Here is a 19,421-nt window from a genome sequence, read left to right as displayed (position 1 = left end):
ACAAGTCGGTGGTTGAAGTTATTGGCGGCGTCGATCTGCAGCTATGTCGCACTGCACACACACGCCGCCGATCAGGCGCAATTCAGTGGTGGCGAAGCCGAGCACTACCTCTCGGAATTGAAGTCTCGCTACGGTCTTGCCGGTGAGCGCGAAGCGCTGCTGGCGCATGGTAACGGCCTGCTGGACCGCTACGCGTTGCGGGTCGCCTATCAGGTCGGTGTCGCCAATCCGCAGGATCTCAGCTATCGCCTGAGCATCGGCAAATCCGGCGAACTGCAGGTTCGCGAAGAAGTGCGTGGTCCGGGCAACGGCATCGCGGTACACAATCGCAATCTGTCGGTGTTCGGTCTCGATCCCTATCTGAGCTATCGCTGTCCGCCGCAAGGGCTGGTGTGCATCATCGACAGTCCCGCCGACGGCATGCCGCTGGTCACCATCCTGCGCGATCCCGCGGGTGCCGAAGAACTGGCCAAGGCCCTGTCGTTCCTCATCCGCAATCTGCAGAAGGGCTAGCGGCGGCAGAGCCACCGGACGGCAAACAAAAACGCCGCATCCTTGTGAGGGATGCGGCGTTTTTCGTTCCGCGAGTTACAGCAGCAGTGTGCGAATATCCGCCAGCAGTTCCGACAGGCGCTTGGTGAAGCGCGCGGCGGCGGCGCCGTTGATCACCCGGTGATCGTAGGACAGCGACAGCGGCAGCATCAGGCGCGGCTGGAAGGCCGAACCATCCCACACCGGCTGCATGGTCGCCTTGCTGACACCGAGGATCGCCACCTCCGGCGCATTGACGATCGGCGTGAAGCCGGTACCGCCGATGTGGCCGAGGCTGGAGATGGTGAAGCAGGCACCCTGCATGGCATCCGGCGAGAGCTTCTTGGTGCGCGCCTTCTCCGCTAGCTCGGCGGCCTCACCAGCCAGTTGCAGCAGGCTCTTCTGGTCGACGTTGCGGATCACCGGGACCATCAGACCGTCCGGAGTATCCACCGCGAAGCCCACGTGCACGTACTTCTTGCGGATCAGCGCCTTGCCGCTGGGGGCCAGGGAGCTGTTGAAGTCCGGCAGCTCACGCAGCAGGTGCGCACAGGCCTTGAGCAGCAGCGGCAGCACGGTCAGCTTGACGCCGGCCTTCTCGGCGGCAACCTTCTGCGCCACGCGGAAGGCTTCCAGCTCGGTGATGTCGGCCGACTCGAACTGCGTGACATGCGGCACGTTCAGCCAGCTGCGATGCAGGTTGGCCGCGCCGATCTGCATCAGGCGGCTCATCTCGACTTCTTCGATCTCGCCGAACTTGCTGAAGTCCACTGCCGGGATCGGCGGAATGCCGGCGCCACCACTGGCGGCGACAGCGGTCTGCGGACCTTGCTGCAGCATGCTCTTGACGTACTGCTGCACGTCTTCCTTGAGGATGCGGCCCTTCGGACCGCTACCGGTGACTGCTGCCAGCTCGACGCCGAACTCACGCGCCAGCTGACGCACGGCCGGGCCGGCATGCACCTTGGCGCCGTCGCGGCTGGGCGCGCCAACCGGCTTGGCCGCTTCGGTCTGCGCGGTGGGCGCCGGCTTGCGATCGGCTTCGGCAGGCGTGGCGGCCTTGGTCGGCTCGGTCGGGGTGGTCGGTGCCGCGGCCGGAGCCGGAGTCGCCGCTGCGGCGCCCTGAACCTTGAGGGTCAGGATCAGGTCGCCGGTGCCGACTTCGTCGTTCAGCTTGATCGCCACGCTTTCCACCACGCCGGTGGCCGGCGAGGGGATTTCCATGCTCGCCTTGTCGGACTCCAGCGTCAGCAGGCTCTGATCGGCTTCGATGTGGTCGCCGGGCTTGACGTACAGCTCGATGACGCGGGCCTTGCCCGACGAGCCGATGTCCGGCACGTGGACCTGCTGGCTCTGCTCGGCGCCGCCAGCCGCTGCCGGTGCCGGTTCGGCACTGGCTGCCGGGGCGCTGGCTGCGGCGGTATCGGGTGCCTGAGCCGCTTGCGCGGCCGGCTCGGCTGGCGCCTCGGCGCTGGCTTCGCCGCCGTCACTTTCCAGCTCGAGCAGCTCATCGCCTTCCTTCAGGCGATCGCCCAGCTTGACCTTCAGCGCCTTGATTACCCCGGCCTTGGGCGCCGGGATTTCCATGCTGGCCTTGTCCGACTCAAGCGTCAGCAGGCTCTGCTCGGCCTCGATGCGGTCGCCGACCTTGACGAACAGTTCGATGACTTCGCCTTCGCCGCTGCCGATATCGGGTACGCGAATCAATTCACTCATGGCTTCGCTCCTCAGCAGTCCAGCGGATTGGGTTTATCGGCATTGATGCCGAACTTGACGATGGCTTCGGCCAATACCTTGGCTTCCATCTCGCCACGTGCGACCAGCTGTTCCAGCGTGGCCAGCACGACCCAGTTGCGATCCACTTCGAAGTGATGGCGCAGCTTCTTGCGCGTATCGCTGCGACCGAAGCCGTCGGTGCCGAGCACGCGGAATTCCTTGCACGGAACCCACTGGCGGATCTGGTCGGCGAACAGCTTCATGTAGTCGGTCGAGGCCACCACCGGGCCCTTGCGACCGGCCAGGCACTGCTCGACGTACGACTGGCGCGGCTTCTCGTGCGGGTGCAGGAGGTTCCAGCGGTCCACGGCGAGGCCTTCGCGACGCAGTTCGTTGAAGCTCGGTACGCTCCAGACGTCGGCGGCGACGCCGTAGTCTTCGCGTAGCATCTTCGCTGCCTCGCGCACTTCGCGCAGGATGGTGCCCGAGCCGAGCAGCTGGACGTGATGCGCGGCGTCCATCTTGTCTTCTTCGAGCAGGTACATGCCCTTGATGATGCCTTCCTCGATGCCCTCCGGCATGGCTGGCTGTTGGTAGGCCTCGTTCATCACGGTGATGTAATAGAAGATGTTCTGCTGCTCTTCGGTCATCTGTCGGATGCCTTCACGGATGATCACCGCCAGCTCGTAGCCGTAGGTGGGGTCATAGGTGCGGCAGTTCGGGATGGTCGAAGCGAGGATGTGGCTGTGGCCGTCCTCGTGCTGCAGGCCTTCGCCGTTGAGCGTGGTGCGACCGGCGGTGCCGCCGATCAGGAAGCCGCGCGCCTGGCTGTCGCCAGCCGCCCAGGCGAGGTCGCCGATGCGCTGGAAGCCGAACATCGAGTAGAACACGTAGAACGGCAGCATCGGCTGGTTGTGGTTGCTGTAGGCGGTCGCCGCTGCGATCCAGCTGGACATGGCGCCGGCTTCGTTGATGCCTTCCTCGAGGATCTGACCTTTCTTGTCCTCGCGGTAGAACATCACCTGATCCTTGTCCACCGGCTGATACAGCTGGCCGACCGAGGAATAGATGCCGAGCTGGCGGAACATACCCTCCATGCCGAAGGTGCGCGCCTCGTCGGGAATGATCGGGACGATGCGTTTGCCCAGGTCCTTGTCCTTGATCAGCTGCGCCAGCACGCGGACGAAGGCCATGGTGGTGGAGATTTCGCGATCGCCGGAGCCGTCGAGGATCGCCTTGAGGGTTTCCAGCGGCGGCGTCGGGATGCTGAAGCTCTTGGTACGCCGCTGCGGCACGAAACCGCCGAGCGCCTCGCGCTTCTTCTGCAGGTACTTGGCTTCCGGGCTGTCCGGCTCCGGCTTGTAGAACGGCAGGTCCTTGAGCTGGTCGTCGGCGATCGGTACACCGAAGCGGTCGCGGAACACCTTCAGGCTCTCGACGTCGACCTTCTTGACGTTGTGCGCGATGTTCTGCGCCTCGCCCGAACCGGTGCCGTAGCCCTTGATGGTCTTGGCCAGAATGACGGTCGGCTGACCCTTGTGGTGGACCGCCTGATGATAGGCCGCGTACACCTTGAACGGATCATGGCCACCGCGGTTGAGCTTCCAGACCTCGTCATCGGACATGTCGCTGACCATTTCCAGCAGCTCGGGGCGTGCACCGAAGAAGTGCTTGCGCACGAACGCGCCGTTGTTGGCCTTGTAGTTCTGGTAGTCGCCGTCGACCACTTCGTCCATGCGTGCTTGCAGCAGGCCGGCTTCGTCCTTGGCGAACAGCGGGTCCCACAGACGGCCCCAGATGACCTTGATGACGTTCCAGTCGGCGCCGCGGAAGTTGCCTTCCAGCTCCTGGATGATCTTGCCGTTGCCGCGCACCGGGCCATCGAGGCGCTGCAGGTTGCAGTTGATGACGAAGATGAGGTTGTCCAGCTTCTCGCGGCCGGCCAGGGAGATGGCGCCGAGCGATTCCGGCTCGTCGGTCTCGCCATCGCCGAGGAAGCACCAGACCTTCTGCTTGCCGGCCGGAATGAAGCCGCGGCTTTCCAGGTACTTCATGAAGCGCGCCTGGTAGATCGCCTGGATCGGGCCGAGGCCCATCGACACGGTGGGGAACTGCCAGAAGTCCGGCATCAGCCACGGGTGCGGGTAGGAGGGCAGGCCGCCGCCGTCGGTTTCGCGGCGGAAGTTGTTCAGCTGCTCCTCGCTGATGCGGCCTTCGAGGAAGGCGCGGGCGTAGATGCCGGGCGAGGCGTGGCCCTGGAAGTAGATCAGGTCGCCGCCATGTTCTTCGGTCGGGGCCTGGAAGAAATAGTTGAAGCCGATGTCGTACAGCGTCGCGCTGGAGGCGAAGGTGGAAATGTGGCCGCCCAGATCCGGGTCAGCGACGTTGGCGCGCATCACCATCGCCAGGGCGTTCCAGCGTACCAGCGAGCGGATGCGGCGTTCCATGAACAGGTCGCCGGGCATGCGTGCTTCGTGGGTGACGGGGATGGTGTTGCGGTACGGCGTAGTGATCGCGTAGGGCAGCTGGGTACCACTGCGGGTGGCCAGCTCGCCCATCCGGGTCATCAGGTAATGGGCGCGTTGTTCGCCCTCGCGGTCGAGGACGGACTCCAGGGCGTCCAGCCATTCCTGGGTTTCGACGGGATCGAGATCTTGCATGGCTTGCTCCAGGGCGGAAAGGCTTCCAGAATCGGTTGCCTGCTGCGCACCCGCTTTGTGGGCGGGAGCGTATATATGTTCTTGGATATGCCGGGGTAGGCCGGTCGTCTGTAGTTTTACTACAAAACTGCGCGGCGATCAGCCCCCTGCAGCATTCTTTAGTAGTAAAACTACAATCACAGGGCGCGGCCATACTTCCAAAGTGGCGCTTGCGCGGCTCTAGCTCGCGCGATCCGGCTGTTCCGACGTTACAAAAGGAAACGACCTACATGAGCCTGCCTCCACTGGCTGCATTGCCTGTTTCACTTCAGCCTTTTGTCAGCCGGGCGCAGGAGACGTTCCGGCGCGCCCTTGGCGAATCGTCCGAACAGCTGCTGGCGGCGTGGCCCGCTGCCCGGCGCGAAACGTTCGGTCGCGTTTGCGCCGCCAGCGATTTTGTCAGCGAACAGGTTAGCCGAGATCCGCAGATGCTGCTGGACCTGGCCGACACGGGGCTGCTGGAGCGCGCCCTGGCGCCCGGCGAGATGCGCGCGCTGCTGACGGCGGCGCTGGCCGAGTGCGACAGCGAGGACGCACTGGCGGTATTGCTGCGGCGCTTTCGCAATCGCCATCAGGTACGCATTGTCTGGCGCGACCTGGCGCGTGAGGCGGACCTGGCGCAAACCTGTCGCGAGCTGTCGGACATGGCCGACGCCTGCGTCGATCTCGCCTATCAGTGGCTCTACGCCCGCCATTGCGAGCAGTTCGGCGTGCCGACTGGTAACCGCTCCGGCCGACAGCAGCATCTCGTCGTGCTCGGCATGGGCAAGCTGGGCGCGCACGAACTCAATCTGTCGTCGGACATCGACCTTATCTTCGGTTATCCGGAAGGCGGCGAAACCGTTGGCGCCAAGCGTTCGCTGGACAATCAGGAGTTCTTCGTGCGGCTCGGCCAGCGCCTGATCAAGGCGCTGGACGCCATCACCGTCGACGGCTTCGCCTTCCGCGTCGACATGCGCCTGCGTCCCTACGGTTCGTCCGGGCCGCTGGTATTCAGCTTCAACGCGCTGGAACAGTACTACCAGGACCAGGGGCGCGACTGGGAACGCTACGCGATGATCAAGGCGCGCGTGGTCGCCGGCGATCAGCAGGCAGGCCGGGAGCTGCTGAAGATGCTGCGGCCGTTCGTTTACCGGCGCTACCTGGATTTCTCTGCGATCGAAGCGCTGCGTGGCATGAAGCAGCTGATCCAGCAGGAAGTCCGCCGCAAGGGCATGGCCGGCAATATCAAACTGGGTGCCGGCGGTATCCGCGAGGTGGAGTTCGTCGCCCAGGCCTTCCAGCTGATCCACGGCGGTCGTGACCTCAGCCTGCAGCAGCGACCGTTGCTGGATGTGCTGGCGACGCTGGCAGCGCAGGGCTACCTGCCGCCCGCGGCGGTCGACGAGCTGCGCGAAGGCTACGAGTTCCTGCGCTACACCGAGCATGCGCTGCAGGCGATCGCCGACCGGCAGACGCAGATGCTGCCGGAGAATGATGTCGACTGTGAGCGTGTCGCCTTCATGCTCGGCTTCGACAGCTGGACGGCATTCCATGAACGCCTGCTGCACTGGCGCGGGCGTATCGACTGGCATTTCCGCCAGGTCATCGCCGACCCCGACGAGGACAACAGCGAAGATGGCGAGCTGCCCGACGGCGGCGAATGGCTGGCGCTGTGGCAGCAGGACTGGGACGAGGACTTCGCCGCTGGTCAGCTGAGTGAGGCGGGTTTCCGCGACGGCCTGGCGGCCTGTCAGCGTCTGGCGCTGCTGCGCAACGGCAAGCAGGTGCGCACCATGCAGCGGCTCGGGCGCGAGCGGCTGGATGCCTTCATCCCGCGCCTGCTGGGGCTGGTCGTCGAGCAGGACAATCCCGATCTGGTGCTCGAGCGCGTGCTGCCGCTGGTCGAGGCGGTCGCCCGGCGTTCGGCCTATCTGGTGCTGCTCAGCGAGAACCCGCACGCGCTGCGGCGTCTGCTCGAACTGTGCGCCGCGAGCCCCTGGATCGCCGAACAGATCGCGCGCTTTCCGTCGCTGCTCGATGAGTTGCTCAACGCCGGGCGCCTGTACAGCCCGCCGCAGGCGCCGGAACTGGCTGCCGAGCTGCGCGAGCGGCTGATGCGCATCCCCGAGGACGATCTGGAGCAGCAGATGGAAGCGCTGCGCCACTTCAAGCTGGCGCATCGGCTGCGCGTCGCGGCCTCGGAGATCGCCGGCACGCTGCCGCTGATGAAGGTCAGCGACTACCTCACCTGGCTGGCCGAGGCGGTGCTGAAGGAGGTGCTGATGCTCGCCTGGCGCTACATGGTCGCCCGTCATGGCGTGCCGCGGCGCAGCGACGGCACGCCATGCGATCCGGGATTCGTCATCGTCGGCTACGGCAAGGTCGGCGGGATCGAGCTGGGGCATGGCTCCGACCTCGATCTGGTGTTCATCCACGACGGCGATCCGGCGGTCGAAACCGATGGCGCCAAGCCCATCGACAGCGCGCAGTTCTTCACTCGCCTGGGCCAGCGCATCATTCATCTGCTCACCACCCAGACCACCTCCGGCCAGCTGTATGAAGTGGACATGCGCCTGCGGCCGTCCGGCGCGGCAGGTCTGCTGGTCGGCTCGCTGGCCGCCTTCGAACGCTACCAGAGCCAGGAAGCCTGGACCTGGGAACATCAGGCGCTGGTGCGCGCGCGCGTGCTGGCCGGCTGTGCGCGGCTGACCGCCGACTTCGAGCGGGTGCGTGCCGCGGTGTTGGGGCGTGCGCGCGATCTCGACGCGTTGCGCCGCGAAGTCAGCGAGATGCGCGCCAAAATGCGCGACAACCTTGGCACTCGCTCCAGCCACGCCGGCGTGGATGACAACGCGTTCGAGGCAGCGGCCGAGTTCAATCTCAAGCAGGATGCCGGTGGTATCGTGGATATCGAATTTATGGTGCAATACGCGGCTTTGGCGTGGTCGCACCAGCATCCTGAACTGCTGCGCTATACCGATAACATCCGCATTCTCGATGGGTTGGAGCAGGCCGGGTTGATGACCGGCGATGAGGTCCGGCTGCTGCAGGACGCCTACAAGGCCTACCGTGCGGCTGCCCACCGGCAATCACTGCAGAAGCAGCCCGGAGTGGTGAGTGGGGATCAATTCCACGACGAGCGCCGCGCGGTCATGCGTATCTGGCGCGAGCTGGGGCTCGAGTGAAGCCCTTCGTCGGGCTACCAAGCAATTTCGAATTCTGAGGAGCTGGCAACGATGTCGATGGCCGATCGTGATGGCGTGATCTGGTATGACGGTGAACTGGTGCAGTGGCGCAACGCGACCACCCACGTGCTGACCCACAGCCTGCACTACGGCATGGGCGTGTTCGAGGGCGTGCGTGCCTACAATACGCCGCAGGGCACCGCGATCTTCCGTCTGGAAGCGCACACCGACCGTCTGTTCGACTCCGCCCACATCATGGGCATGAAGATTCCGTTCACCAAGGCCGAGATCAACGAAGCCACCCGCGCCGCGGTGCGCGAGAACGGCCTGGAGAGCGCCTACATTCGCCCGCTGGCCTTCTACGGTTCGGAAGGCATGGGTATCCGCGCCGACAACCTGAAGGTGCACGTGATCGTCGCCGCCTGGCACTGGGGCGCGTACATGGGTGACGAGGCGCTGGAGAACGGCATCAAGATTCGCACCAGCTCGTTCACCCGTCACCACGTCAACATCACCATGACCCGCGCCAAGTCCAGCGGCAGCTACGTCAACTCGATGCTGGCGCTGCAGGAAGCGGTCTCTGGCGGTGCCGACGAAGCGCTGCTGCTGGATCCGGAAGGCTACGTGGCCGAGGGGTCGGGCGAGAACATCTTCATCGTCAAGAATGGTGTGATCTACACCCCGGAAGTCACCGCGTGCCTGAACGGCATCACCCGTGGCACCGTGCTGACCCTGGCGCGCGAGATGGGCATCGAGATCGTCGAGAAGCGCATCACCCGCGACGAGGTGTACATCGCCGACGAGGCCTTCTTCACTGGTACCGCCGCCGAAGTCACGCCGATCCGCGAAGTCGACGGTCGCCAGATCGGCATCGGCCGCCGCGGCCCGGTCACCGAGAAGCTGCAGAAGGCCTACTTCGACCTGGTCACCGGCAAGACCGATGCCCATGCCGAATGGCGCACGCTGGTCAAATAAGCCGAGGGCTGGCAGCCGGAAGCTGGACGTGACCAACACTCCGGCACCGGCTTCCAGCTTCACGCTGATGACTTCCCGCTTATGAATATTCTGATCGTAGGTCCCAGCTGGGTCGGCGACATGGTGATGGCGCAGACGCTGTTCGTCTGCCTAAAACAGCGCCACCCCGACTGCCAGATCGACGTGCTGGCGCCCGAGTGGAGCCGGCCGATCCTCGAACGCATGCCCGAAGTGCGCCAGGCGCTGAGCTTTCCGCTCGGCCACGGCGTGCTCGATCTGGCGACCCGGCGCAAGGTCGCGCAGGGCCTGCGTGGCCAGTATCAGCAGGCTATCCTGCTGCCCAACTCGTTGAAGTCCGCGCTGGTGCCATTCTTCGCCGGGATTCCCAAGCGCACCGGCTGGCGCGGCGAAATGCGCTTCGGCCTGCTCAACGATATCCGCAAGCTCGACAAGCAGCGCTATCCGCTGATGATCGAGCGCTTCATGGCGCTGGCGTTCGAGCCGGATGCCGAACTGCTCCGGCCCTATCCGCACCCGTCGCTGCGTATCGATGCGACGACGCGCGCGGCGGCGCTGGCGCGCTTCGGCCTGAACGTCGAACAGCCGGTGCTGGCGCTGTGTCCCGGTGCCGAGTTCGGCGAATCCAAGCGCTGGCCGGCTGAGCACTTCGCCCAGGTTGCCGAGGCGAAAATCCGTGAAGGCTGGCAGGTCTGGCTGTTCGGCTCGAAGAACGACCATGCAGTCGGCGAAGACATCCGCGCGCGGCTGATTCCCGGCCTGCGCGAGGAGGCGGTGAATCTGGCCGGCGAAACCAGCCTGGCCGAGGCGATCGATCTGCTGTCCTGCGCTGAGGCGGTGGTGTCCAACGACTCGGGACTGATGCACGTGTCCGCCGCGCTCGGCCGTCCGCTGGTGGCGGTGTACGGTTCGACCTCGCCGGCGTTCACCCCGCCGTTGTCCGAGCAGGTCGAGGTCGTGCGTCTGGGCTTGGAGTGCAGCCCCTGCTTCGAACGCACCTGCCGCTTCGGCCATACCAACTGTCTGCGCGAGTTGGACCCGGCCCGCGTGATCGAGGCGCTGGGGCGCCTGCTGCCGCAGCCGGTCGAGGTGCGCTGATTGAAGGTGCTGCTGGTCAAGACCTCTTCGCTGGGCGACGTCGTGCATACGCTGCCGGCGCTCACCGACGCGCAGCGGGCCATTCCCGGCATCCGCTTCGACTGGGTAGTGGAAGAAGGTTTCGCCGAGATTCCCGCCTGGCATCCGGCGGTGGATCAGGTGATTCCGGTGGCTATCCGCCGCTGGCGCAAGCAGCCGTGGCAAACCCTCCGCTCCGGTGAGTGGCGCCGCTTCAAGGCACGTCTGCGCGAAACCCGCTACGACCTGGTGATCGACGCTCAGGGGCTGCTGAAAAGCGCCTGGCTGACCCGCTACGTCAAGGCGCCGGTGGCCGGCCTGGACCGTGATTCGGCCCGCGAGCCGCTGGCTGCGCGCTTCTATGATCGGTGTTACGCCGTGCCGCGCGAGCAGCACGCGCTGGAGCGGGTGCGTCAGCTGTTCGCCCAGGCGCTTGGTTATCCGCTGCCGATCGGCATCGGCGACTACGGGCTGGATCGCGCACGGATGGCTGCGCCGGGCGAGCAGCCGTACCTGCTGTTTCTACATGGCACCACCTGGCCGAGCAAGCACTGGCCGGAAGCCTACTGGCGCGAGCTGGCCGAGCGCATGAGCGACGTCGGCTGGGCGATCCGCCTGCCGTGGGGCAACGCCGAGGAGAAGGCCCGCGCCGAGCGCATCGCCGATGGCATCGGCAACGCAGCGGTGCTACCGAAACTGAATCTGGCGGGTATCGCCCGGGTGATCGCCGGTGCGCGCGCCTGCGTTGCGGTAGATACCGGTCTCGGTCATCTGGCGGCAGCGCTGGATGTGCCGGCTATTTCACTCTATGGTCCGACGCTGCCTGGGCGCGTTGGCGCCTACGGGCGCTCGCAGGTGCACCTGTGCGCCAGCGGGCCGAACGCCGGCAGCGGCGACCGGCACCGGCCCTGTTTCGACGAGCTGCGCCCCGAGCGCGTCGTCGCTGAATTGAATGCCCTGCTGCGGGCCACGGAGTCCGACTGATGCAACTGGCGTTCATCCTCTACAAGTACTTCCCCTTCGGCGGGCTGCAGCGCGATTTCATGCGTATCGCCCTGGAATGCCAGCGCCGCGGCCATGCCATCCGCGTCTACGCGATGATCTGGGAAGGCGAAGTGCCGGACGGCTTCGAGGTGCTGATCGCGCCGGTCAAGGCGTTGTTCAACCACACCCGCAACGAGCGCTTCACCGCGTGGGTCGAGGCCGACCTGGCGCGCCGCCCGGTGGATCGGGTGATTGGTTTCAACAAGATGCCGGGGCTCGACGTCTACTACGCCGCCGACCCCTGCTTCGAGGACAAGGCGCAGACCCTGCGCAACCCGATCTACCGGCGCTGGGGTCGCTACAAGCATTTCGCCGAGTACGAGCGTGCGGTGTTCGACCCGCAAGCGAAGACCGAGATCCTGATGATCTCCGAGGTGCAGCAGCCACTGTTCGTCAAGCACTACGGCACCCCGGCCGAGCGTTTTCACCTGCTGCCGCCGGGCATCGCCGCGGACCGCCGCGCGCCGGCCAATGCCGCGGCAATCCGCGCCGAGTTCCGCGAAGAATTCGAGCTGCGCCCCGACGAGCTGTTGCTGGTGCAGATCGGCTCCGGCTTCAAGACCAAGGGCGTCGATCGCAGCCTCAAGGCGCTCGCCGCGTTGCCGCGCGAGCTGAAGCAGCGCACGCGGCTGCTGGTGATCGGCCAGGATGATCCCAAGCCGTTCAAGCTGCAGGCCAAGGCGCTGGGCGTTTCCAGCATGGTCGAGTTCCTCAAGGGGCGCAGCGACATCCCGCGCTTCCTGCTCGGTGCCGACCTGCTGATCCACCCGGCTTACAACGAGAACACCGGCACCGTGCTGCTGGAAGCGCTGGTCGCCGGCTTGCCGGTGCTGGTCAGCGATGTCTGTGGCTACGCGCATTACATTGAAGACGCCGCCTGCGGCTGTGTGGTGCCCAGTCCGTTCGAGCAGGCGACGCTCGACCAGTTGCTGGCGCTGACGCTCGCCGATGACGAGCAGCGTGCCCGCTGGCGACGCAACGCCCTGGCTTATGCCGAGACCGCGGACCTCTACTCCATGCCGCATAAGGCGGCCGACGTGATTCTTGCGGAGGGCAAATGATTCGGCCTTGCTGCCTGCCCCGCAGGCTGGATAACACGCGTAGTGCTTATTCGTCGGCGCTGCCGCAGTGCGTCAGTGGTGGGCAAGGCTACACCGTGCCCCCTCTGGCGGAGGGGCCACCATGCAACTGATCCTCGCCGAACCCTTCAAGAGCCTGTGGCGGGGCAAGGATGCCTTCGCCGAGGTCGAGCGCCTCGAAGGCCAGGTCTACCGCGAGCTGGAAGGCCGTCGCACGCTGCGTACCGAGGTCGAAGGGCGCGGCTACTTCGTCAAGATTCACCGCGGTATCGGCTGGGGCGAGATCGTCAAGAATCTGCTCACCGCCAAGGCCCCGGTGCTCGGCGCCGGCCAGGAATGGCGGGCGATCCAGCGTCTGCACGAAGTCGGCGTACCGACCATGACCGCCGTCGCGTACGGCGAGCGCGGGGCCAATCCGGCCAGCCAGCATTCGTTCATCGTCACCGAGGAGCTGGCGCCGACCGTCAGTCTTGAGGATTTCTCGGTGAACTGGCGCGAGCAGCCGCCGCTACCGGCGCTCAAGCGCGCACTGATCGCCGAAGTTGCCCGCATGGCCGGTACCATGCACCGCGCCGGTGTGAATCATCGGGACTTCTATATCTGTCACTTCCTGCTGCACACCGACAAGCCCGTTACAGCGAGCAATTTCCGCCTGTCGCTGATCGACCTGCACCGCGCGCAGACCCGAGCGCAGACACCGCGCCGCTGGCGCGACAAGGACCTGGCCGGGCTGTACTTCTCGGCGCTGGGCATCGGCCTGACGCGGCGTGACAAGTTGCGGTTTCTGCGCGGCTATTTTCAGCGGCCCTTGCGTGACATCCTGCATGACGAGGCGCATCTGCTCGCCTGGCTGCAGCGCAAGGCCGAGCGGCTGTCCAGTCGCTATGCGCGCAAGTACGCGCCGGGCGCACAGGCGTGAGTGGCTGGCAGCTCGCGACCGGCACGCCCACCGAGGCGGTCCGGGCATTCGCCGATCTGCCGACGGTGTTCGCGCTGACCGGCGAGGCGATCGCCAGCGATCCGTTATCCGAGGTGATTCGCGTCGAATGCGGCGGCTTGCGCTACTACGTCAAACGTTATTGGGCTGCCGGCAAAGGGCTGCGGCGCTTTCTCGGGCGGCCGCGGGTCAAGGCCGAATGGCAGAATCTGCGGCACTTCGCGCGCTGGGGTATTCCCGTCGCGCCGGTGGTGGCCTGGGGCCTGGAGCGTCGTGGTGGCGCATTCCTGCGTGGCGCGCTGATCACGCTGGAAGTGCCCAACACTGTCGACATGGCGGCCATGGCGGCGAACAACGACCCGCGTCTGAGCGATCGCCACTGGGTTGCGCGCATCAGTCGCCAGCTGGCGCATGCTACCCGCACCCTGCATGATCACCATTTCGCCCACAACGACCTGAAATGGCGCAACCTGCTGATCAATGAGGACGGCGGGCTGTTCCTGATCGACTGCCCCTCTGGCGCCTTCTGGTGGGGGCCTTTCCTGCGGCGGCGCATCATCAAGGATCTGGCCTGCCTGGATAAGGTGGCCAAGTACCATTTGAGTCGCACCCAACGCCTGCGCTTCTACCTGCAGTACCAGCGGCGTGGGCGGCTGATACCGGCTGATCGGGTGCTGATCGCGCAGGTGCTGGAGTATTTCGAGGGACGCGAATGAACGAGTTTTTTTCCGTTACTGATCGGCCCCTGCTCGACGCGCACGGGCTGGCCAGCTTCGATGCACTCTGGGCCGTGCAGCTCGAATCGGTCGATATGCCCAATACCGGTCGCGGCGGCTGGAGTAGCGTGTTTCGCCTGGAGTTGGGCGATACGGCCTATTATCTGAAGCGACAGAGCAACTACCTGACTCACAGCCTGCGCCATCCGTTCGGCGAGCCGACGTTCGCCTGCGAATTTCGCAACATTCAGCGCTACCAGCGCCTGGGTATACCGGCGCTGCAGGCCGTATATTTCGGCGCGCGGCGAGTCGCCGGCGAGCATCGTGCCATCCTGCTCACTCGCGCGCTGGACGACTGGCGGGACCTCGACAGCTGGCTGATTAGTTGGAGTGAGCAGCCTCTAGCGACTCGGGCGGCCGTGCTGCGGGCCTGCGCCGAACTAGCCCGCACACTGCATGAGGCCGGTCAGCGCCACGGCTGTTTTTATCCCAAGCACATCTTTCTGCGCCCGGTCGGAGAGCGCTTCGAAGCCTGCCTCATCGATCTGGAAAAGACCCGGCCACTGCTGCCTGGGCGCAACGATCGTGTCGTCGACCTCGAAGCCCTGTTGCGCCGTGCCGCTGCCTGGGGCCAGAACGAGGTGCGACAACTGCTGGCGGGTTATCTGCAGCAGGACGAGCATGATCCGGCTATCGACGCCTGGCTGGAAAAGATCGCTGGCCGCCACCGTAGCAAGCAGGCACGCGCATGAAACTGAACGAACTGACCCGCGCCGGCCGCTCGCCGGCGCTGCCGCTGACGCTTGTGCTGCCCGCCGGCGAACTGCGCATGTTGCAGTGGCTGCGCGTGCTGCCGGGGCAGCGTTATGTCGGTAGGGCCGAATGGCAGGGACGTATCGTGCTGGCCAAGCTGCTGGTCGGCGCTAAGGCTGAGCGCCATTTCCAACGCGAGCGCCACGGTGCTCGGTTACTGGCCGAGCAGGGCATGAGTACCCCGGCGTTGCTCTCCGAGGGCTTTGAGACTGGGCTGGGTGGCTGGTTGCTCTTCGACTTCCTCGTTGGCGCCGAAAGTCTGGAACAGGCCTGGCGGGCGGTGGAGCACGAACCGCCGCTGTCCGATCTCCAGCAGACGGTGCTGGGGGAAGCGCTGGGCGCCATCGCGCAATTACACGCGCGCGGCCTGTGGCAGGACGATCTGCATCTGGACAATCTGCTGCGGCATGACGGCCATCTATTCATCATCGATGGTGGCGGCATTCAGGCGCAGACTCCCGGCCAGCCGCTGGCACGCGACAAGGTGCTGGCCAACCTCGGCGTGTTCTTCGCGCAGCTGCCGGCTGGTCTGGAGCCGTACATCGAAGAACTGCTGGTGCACTACATCTTGGTCAACGGCGAGCATGCCCTGCCGTTGGAGGCTCTGCTGCGGGAGATCGCCAGCGTACGTCGCTGGCGACTGCGCGACTATCTCGGCAAGCTTGGCCGCGACTGCTCGCTGTTCAGCGTCAGGCGCAGCCTGAGCGTGCTACGCATCGTTCGTCGCAGCGAGGTGGCTGTAATGGAGGACCTGCTGGCTGCGCCGGATAGGGCGCTCGAGTCGGGACGTGCATTGAAGCGGGGCGGCAGTGCCAGCGTGGCGCTGATCGAGACAGCCAGCAGGCCGCTCGTGATCAAGCGCTACAACATCAAGGGCCTGGGCCACTGGCTGCGTCGCTGCTGGCGACCCAGCCGTGCCTGGCACAGCTGGGTCGAGGGAAATCGCCTGAGTTTTCTCGGCATCGCCACGCCACGACCGCTGGCCATGCTGGAACGGCGTTGGCTGGGCCTGCGCCAACGCAGCTATCTGATTACCGAATACAGCGGCGGCGAGGATATAATTGCCCGTTTCCAGCCGTACCTCGCTGGTTCGCCGCCCGAATCCGAGTTGCGGGCACTCGATCAGTTGTTCGCTGCGCTACGTCGAGAGCGCATCAGCCACGGTGATCTTAAGGGTACCAACCTGCTCTGGGATCAGGGGTGCTGGACGCTGATCGATCTGGATGCTGCGCAGCAACACCGCAGCGAGGCGGGTTTCAGTCGCGCCTATACGCGTGATCGCGCACGTTTTCTGCGCAACTGGCCGGCCGACTCGGCGCTGCATCGGCTGCTGGCCGAACGAATACCGAAGGACAGCTTGGAGCCCGATGCTTGAAGCTGGAAGAACACGCTCTGCGGAGCTGAACTAAACATCCGCTGTTGCTTCAAGCCTCCGGCTTCAGGCGTCCAGCTCGCTTTTCAAGAGGCTTTCATCCGTGGCATTGACGATTCTCGGCCTTTCCGGCGCCCTCAGCCATGATCCTTCCGCTGCCCTCTACATCGACGGCAAGCTCATCGCTGCTGCCGAGGAGGAGCGCTTCGTGCGCGACAAGCACGCGAAGAACCGCATGCCCTACGAGTCCGCCAAGTTCTGCCTGGAGCAGGCCGGCATCAAGCCGAGCGACGTCGACGTGGTGGCGATTCCCTTTGCGCCCATCAGCATTTTCGAGAAAGCCCGTTGGCACTACGCCAAGCGCTACTGGTACGCCCCGGACCGCGCGCTCGACGCCATTCTCATGGGCAACCGTCGCTATTATCGCTACAAGAAGCGCATCCAATGGTGCTTGCAACAGCTGGGCTTCGATCTGAAAAAGGTCAAGCTGCAGCCGGTCGAGCATCACTTGGCTCACGCTTCCAGCGCCTACCACTGCTCCGGCTTCACCGAGAAGACCGCGATCATGGGCATCGACGGCAAGGGTGAGTACGCCACCACGTTCTTCGGCTGGGGCGAGAACGGCAGGATTCATAAGATCAAGGAGTTCTACGATCCGGATTCGCTGGGCGGTCTGTACGGAGCGATCACCGAATACCTCGGCTTCGAGATGCTCGATGGCGAGTTCAAGGTCATGGGCATGGCGCCCTACGGCGACGCGGCCAAGTACGATTTCTCTCGCCTGGCGAAATTCGAGAATGGCGAGCTGATCATCAACACCGATTACGCCAACGTCATCGGTTTCCGTCGCTACAAGGAGAACGGCAAGGGCTACTACTTCTCGCCGAAGCTGATCGAGTGGCTCGGTCCCAAGCGCGAGGGTGATATCGCCGACGATCCATATATCCACTACGCCGCCAGCATGCAGGCGCTGTTCGAGAAGCTTGCGCTGGAGATGATGGACTACTACCTGGGCGACATCATCCGCGAAACCGGCAAGATTGCTTTCGCCGGCGGCTGCGCGCTGAACGTCAAGCTCAACCAGAAGATCATTGCCCGCTCCGAAGTGAAGGAGCTGTTCGTCCAGCCCGCCTCCGGCGACGCCGGTACCGCCGTCGGTGCGGCGGCCTATGTATCAGTGCAGCGTGGCGTACCGGTGGAAAAGATGGAGCACGTATATCTCGGTCCGAGCTTCAGCAACGAGGACGTCATCGCGGCCTGCGCGCGCCACCCCAACAAGCCCGCTTGGCAGCAGATCGACAATGTGGCCGAGCGCATTGCCAAGATCATGGTCGACGGCAATCCGGTCGCCTGGTTCCAGGGGCGCATGGAATTTGGCCCGCGCGCCCTCGGCGGACGCTCGATCATCGGCTGCCCTAGCGTCCCGGGCGTCGCCGACCGCATCAACGAGCAGATCAAGTTCCGCGAGCGCTGGAGGCCTTTCTGCCCCTCTATGCTCGATACCGTCGCGCCGCAGATGCTCAAGGTCGACCACCCGAGCCCGTTTATGACCTTCACCTTCGAAGTCAACGAAGGCTGGAAGGAGCGCGTCGGCGAAGTCGTCCACGAAGACGGCACCTCCCGCGCCCAGGTCCTCAAGCGCGAATACAATCCGCGCTGGTATGACCTGATGGTCGAGCTGGAAAGGCTCACCGGCAACGGCGTCTCGCTGAACACCTCACTCAACCGCCGCGGCGAACCGATGGTCTGCTCGCCCACCGATGCGCTGAACATGTTTTATGGCTCGGATCTGCAGTACTTGATCATGGAGGATGTGTTGGTGGTGAAATAGTACCCATCCATCTTTCGATACCGGCAGCGAAAATCGCTTTGCTGTCGGAACCTCAGCGCAGTTCTACTCCGATGCTTCGGAAGTACCTTCCCAAGGACTCTTTCTTATCGGTTTGAGTAAGTGATAGACCAAAAGATATGGACTGGACGTCGTCGGCGAAAAGGATCTTTGCTGTGGCCAGTGCGGCGCTGTAACAGGAAATGACTGCTACTGGTTGGAGCTCGCACAGTGCAATCTCTACTGGACCGTTCTGCTCGATCAATTGGTATCCATCTACGAAAAAGTCCAGAAAATCTCCTGCGCGGGGGTGCTTGCTGTAATAAATAATGTCGAAGCTATTGTTCATCAGCCAGTTATGCATTTGATCCCGCACGTGCGCATGTGTGGAGTCGCTAATATATCCGTTCTTTAAGAGCGGTTGGCCAATGATTATAGCTGAACGTCCGGTGCGTGCCTTTGGAGTGCTCTGGATGTAGTTCTTCAGGCCCGATAGTTCGATTATTTTCTCCGGGGCAACGGGTACGATAATGCTTGGGAATGTATATATATTCTGGACAATATCGTCCGCTCCACCAATTAAGTCTCCGGCCGGAACATAATACTCCAGCATAGGGTAAAATATATTGGCTGGGTTCCATTTTTTTTTGAAAAATTTTATTTTCCGTTTTCTGTTGAGAGGAATCGGTTCTATGCTCGCAAGTCCGTGAGGAATAAGGCATACGCGTATTAGGCTTTGAGGAAATTTTTTCTTTAAATAGTTTATTGCATAGTTGCTCTTTGATGTCGACAGGCGAGGTAGATGAATTCGGATAGTGTCGGGTGCTGTGTTGAGCCTGTGCACCTCTCGGGCGACCATTTCAAGGTTGCTTAATATAGTGCGTCGTTCCGGGAATATGCCTCGCTTTGGCTGGGTTGAAAGTTTCAGATGGGAGGCAAAGGATTCGGGATTTATGATGAACGGTGCTTGCTTTCCACTATAAGCTAGTAAGTTTTGACTATGCTTTTCATGTTGGCTGGCGATTATTTCGGAGGCTAGCACTTCCAGTTCGGTTTTAGCAAAATAGATGGCAACAGATCCGCTCATGTAAGTGCTCCATATTGCATGGTATTAGTTTGCGTGTTTTGGGTTTTCGGGGGCAGTGATATCCGGGTTGGCGATATGTGGTTATGCGGAGCATTGTGTCAGGAAAGCTTGAGCTCCGCTCCCGAAAAGGGACGGATCATGGTGAAGTGTAGATGTCTGCTGTGTTCATAAAATGAGGTTGCGCTCTGTTTGCATAACTGCGCGTTCCTGTTTTTTGGAAAAAGGGCTTCAGTCGTTTGTTTTCCATGCATTATATGTTTTTTAGGCGTTTCTTTGGTTTGTTTATCGATCCGACCATATGGCTTTATTCTCGATTAGGTGCC

The 19,421-nt window shown here is 63.6% G+C and carries 14 protein-coding genes; 11 read left to right on the top strand and 3 right to left on the bottom strand.

Features of this window, described 5'->3' with window-relative positions; all coding sequences use genetic code 11:
- Positions 1-21: 21 nt before the first annotated feature.
- A complete protein-coding gene (locus AC0ZJQ_RS17290; RefSeq protein ID WP_155551054.1) occupies positions 22-513 on the top strand; it encodes a hypothetical protein in 492 nt (163 codons plus the stop codon).
- Positions 514-588: 75 nt separating this feature from the next.
- Here AC0ZJQ_RS17290 and aceF read toward each other — a convergent pair whose 3' ends face one another.
- Together aceF and aceE are read right to left on the bottom strand one after the other, a co-directional pair.
- The gene (gene aceF / locus AC0ZJQ_RS17285; RefSeq protein ID WP_155550806.1) at positions 589-2,247 is read right to left on the bottom strand and encodes a dihydrolipoyllysine-residue acetyltransferase; all 1,659 of its coding nucleotides are present in this window, start codon (positions 2,245-2,247) and stop codon (positions 589-591) included.
- Between the two features lie 11 nt (positions 2,248-2,258).
- Positions 2,259-4,907 (bottom strand): pyruvate dehydrogenase (acetyl-transferring), homodimeric type, encoded by a 2,649-nt coding sequence (gene aceE, locus AC0ZJQ_RS17280; RefSeq protein ID WP_237262658.1) that lies wholly within the window; start codon positions 4,905-4,907, stop codon positions 2,259-2,261.
- Between the two features lie 269 nt (positions 4,908-5,176).
- On the opposite strand from aceE, the gene glnE reads away from it, so the two are divergent.
- The 10 genes from glnE (at position 5,177) to AC0ZJQ_RS17230 (ending at position 18,014) form a co-directional block, all read left to right on the top strand.
- Positions 5,177-8,113, top strand: coding sequence for a bifunctional [glutamate--ammonia ligase]-adenylyl-L-tyrosine phosphorylase/[glutamate--ammonia-ligase] adenylyltransferase (glnE, locus tag AC0ZJQ_RS17275; RefSeq protein WP_476476993.1), 2,937 nt, complete (start codon positions 5,177-5,179; stop codon positions 8,111-8,113).
- Between the two features lie 51 nt (positions 8,114-8,164).
- Positions 8,165-9,088: a branched-chain amino acid transaminase gene (locus AC0ZJQ_RS17270; RefSeq protein ID WP_043295460.1), complete on the top strand. Its 924-nt coding sequence runs from the start codon at positions 8,165-8,167 to the stop codon at positions 9,086-9,088.
- A gap of 81 nt (positions 9,089-9,169) precedes the next feature.
- Positions 9,170-10,204 (top strand): lipopolysaccharide heptosyltransferase II, encoded by a 1,035-nt coding sequence (gene waaF, locus AC0ZJQ_RS17265; protein ID WP_476476992.1) that lies wholly within the window; start codon positions 9,170-9,172, stop codon positions 10,202-10,204.
- Positions 10,205-11,206 carry a lipopolysaccharide heptosyltransferase I gene (gene waaC, locus AC0ZJQ_RS17260; RefSeq protein WP_138300543.1) on the top strand — a complete coding sequence of 334 codons (1,002 nt, stop codon included), beginning with the start codon at positions 10,205-10,207 and terminating at the stop codon, positions 11,204-11,206.
- Positions 11,206-12,327, top strand: a complete 1,122-nt coding sequence (locus AC0ZJQ_RS17255; protein WP_138300542.1) for a glycosyltransferase family 4 protein — start codon at positions 11,206-11,208, stop codon at positions 12,325-12,327. The genes waaC and AC0ZJQ_RS17255 overlap by 1 nt, the downstream gene beginning before the upstream one ends.
- A gap of 121 nt (positions 12,328-12,448) precedes the next feature.
- Entirely contained in the window at positions 12,449-13,264 is an 816-nt protein-coding gene (gene rfaP / locus AC0ZJQ_RS17250; protein WP_102827938.1) for a lipopolysaccharide core heptose(I) kinase RfaP, read from the top strand.
- Positions 13,261-13,998 (top strand): lipopolysaccharide kinase InaA family protein, encoded by a 738-nt coding sequence (locus tag AC0ZJQ_RS17245; protein WP_102827937.1) that lies wholly within the window; start codon positions 13,261-13,263, stop codon positions 13,996-13,998. Before rfaP ends, AC0ZJQ_RS17245 begins: the two co-directional genes overlap by 4 nt.
- Positions 13,995-14,750 carry a lipopolysaccharide kinase InaA family protein gene (locus AC0ZJQ_RS17240; protein ID WP_102827936.1) on the top strand — a complete coding sequence of 252 codons (756 nt, stop codon included), beginning with the start codon at positions 13,995-13,997 and terminating at the stop codon, positions 14,748-14,750. Before AC0ZJQ_RS17245 ends, AC0ZJQ_RS17240 begins: the two co-directional genes overlap by 4 nt.
- Positions 14,747-16,186 carry a lipopolysaccharide kinase InaA family protein gene (locus AC0ZJQ_RS17235; protein WP_237262655.1) on the top strand — a complete coding sequence of 480 codons (1,440 nt, stop codon included), beginning with the start codon at positions 14,747-14,749 and terminating at the stop codon, positions 16,184-16,186. Before AC0ZJQ_RS17240 ends, AC0ZJQ_RS17235 begins: the two co-directional genes overlap by 4 nt.
- A gap of 100 nt (positions 16,187-16,286) precedes the next feature.
- Positions 16,287-18,014, top strand: coding sequence for a carbamoyltransferase family protein (locus AC0ZJQ_RS17230; protein ID WP_476476991.1), 1,728 nt, complete (start codon positions 16,287-16,289; stop codon positions 18,012-18,014).
- Between the two features lie 52 nt (positions 18,015-18,066).
- Here the strand turns inward: AC0ZJQ_RS17230 and AC0ZJQ_RS17225 are convergent, their stop codons facing one another.
- Positions 18,067-19,098 (bottom strand): alpha-2,8-polysialyltransferase family protein, encoded by a 1,032-nt coding sequence (locus AC0ZJQ_RS17225; protein WP_237262652.1) that lies wholly within the window; start codon positions 19,096-19,098, stop codon positions 18,067-18,069.
- Between the last annotated feature and the right edge of the window lie 323 nt (positions 19,099-19,421).

The organism is Stutzerimonas sp. 21-1, assembly GCF_056336065.1.
Note: the sequence above shows the minus strand (reverse complement) of the source record. Positions and strands in the feature narration are given on the sequence as shown.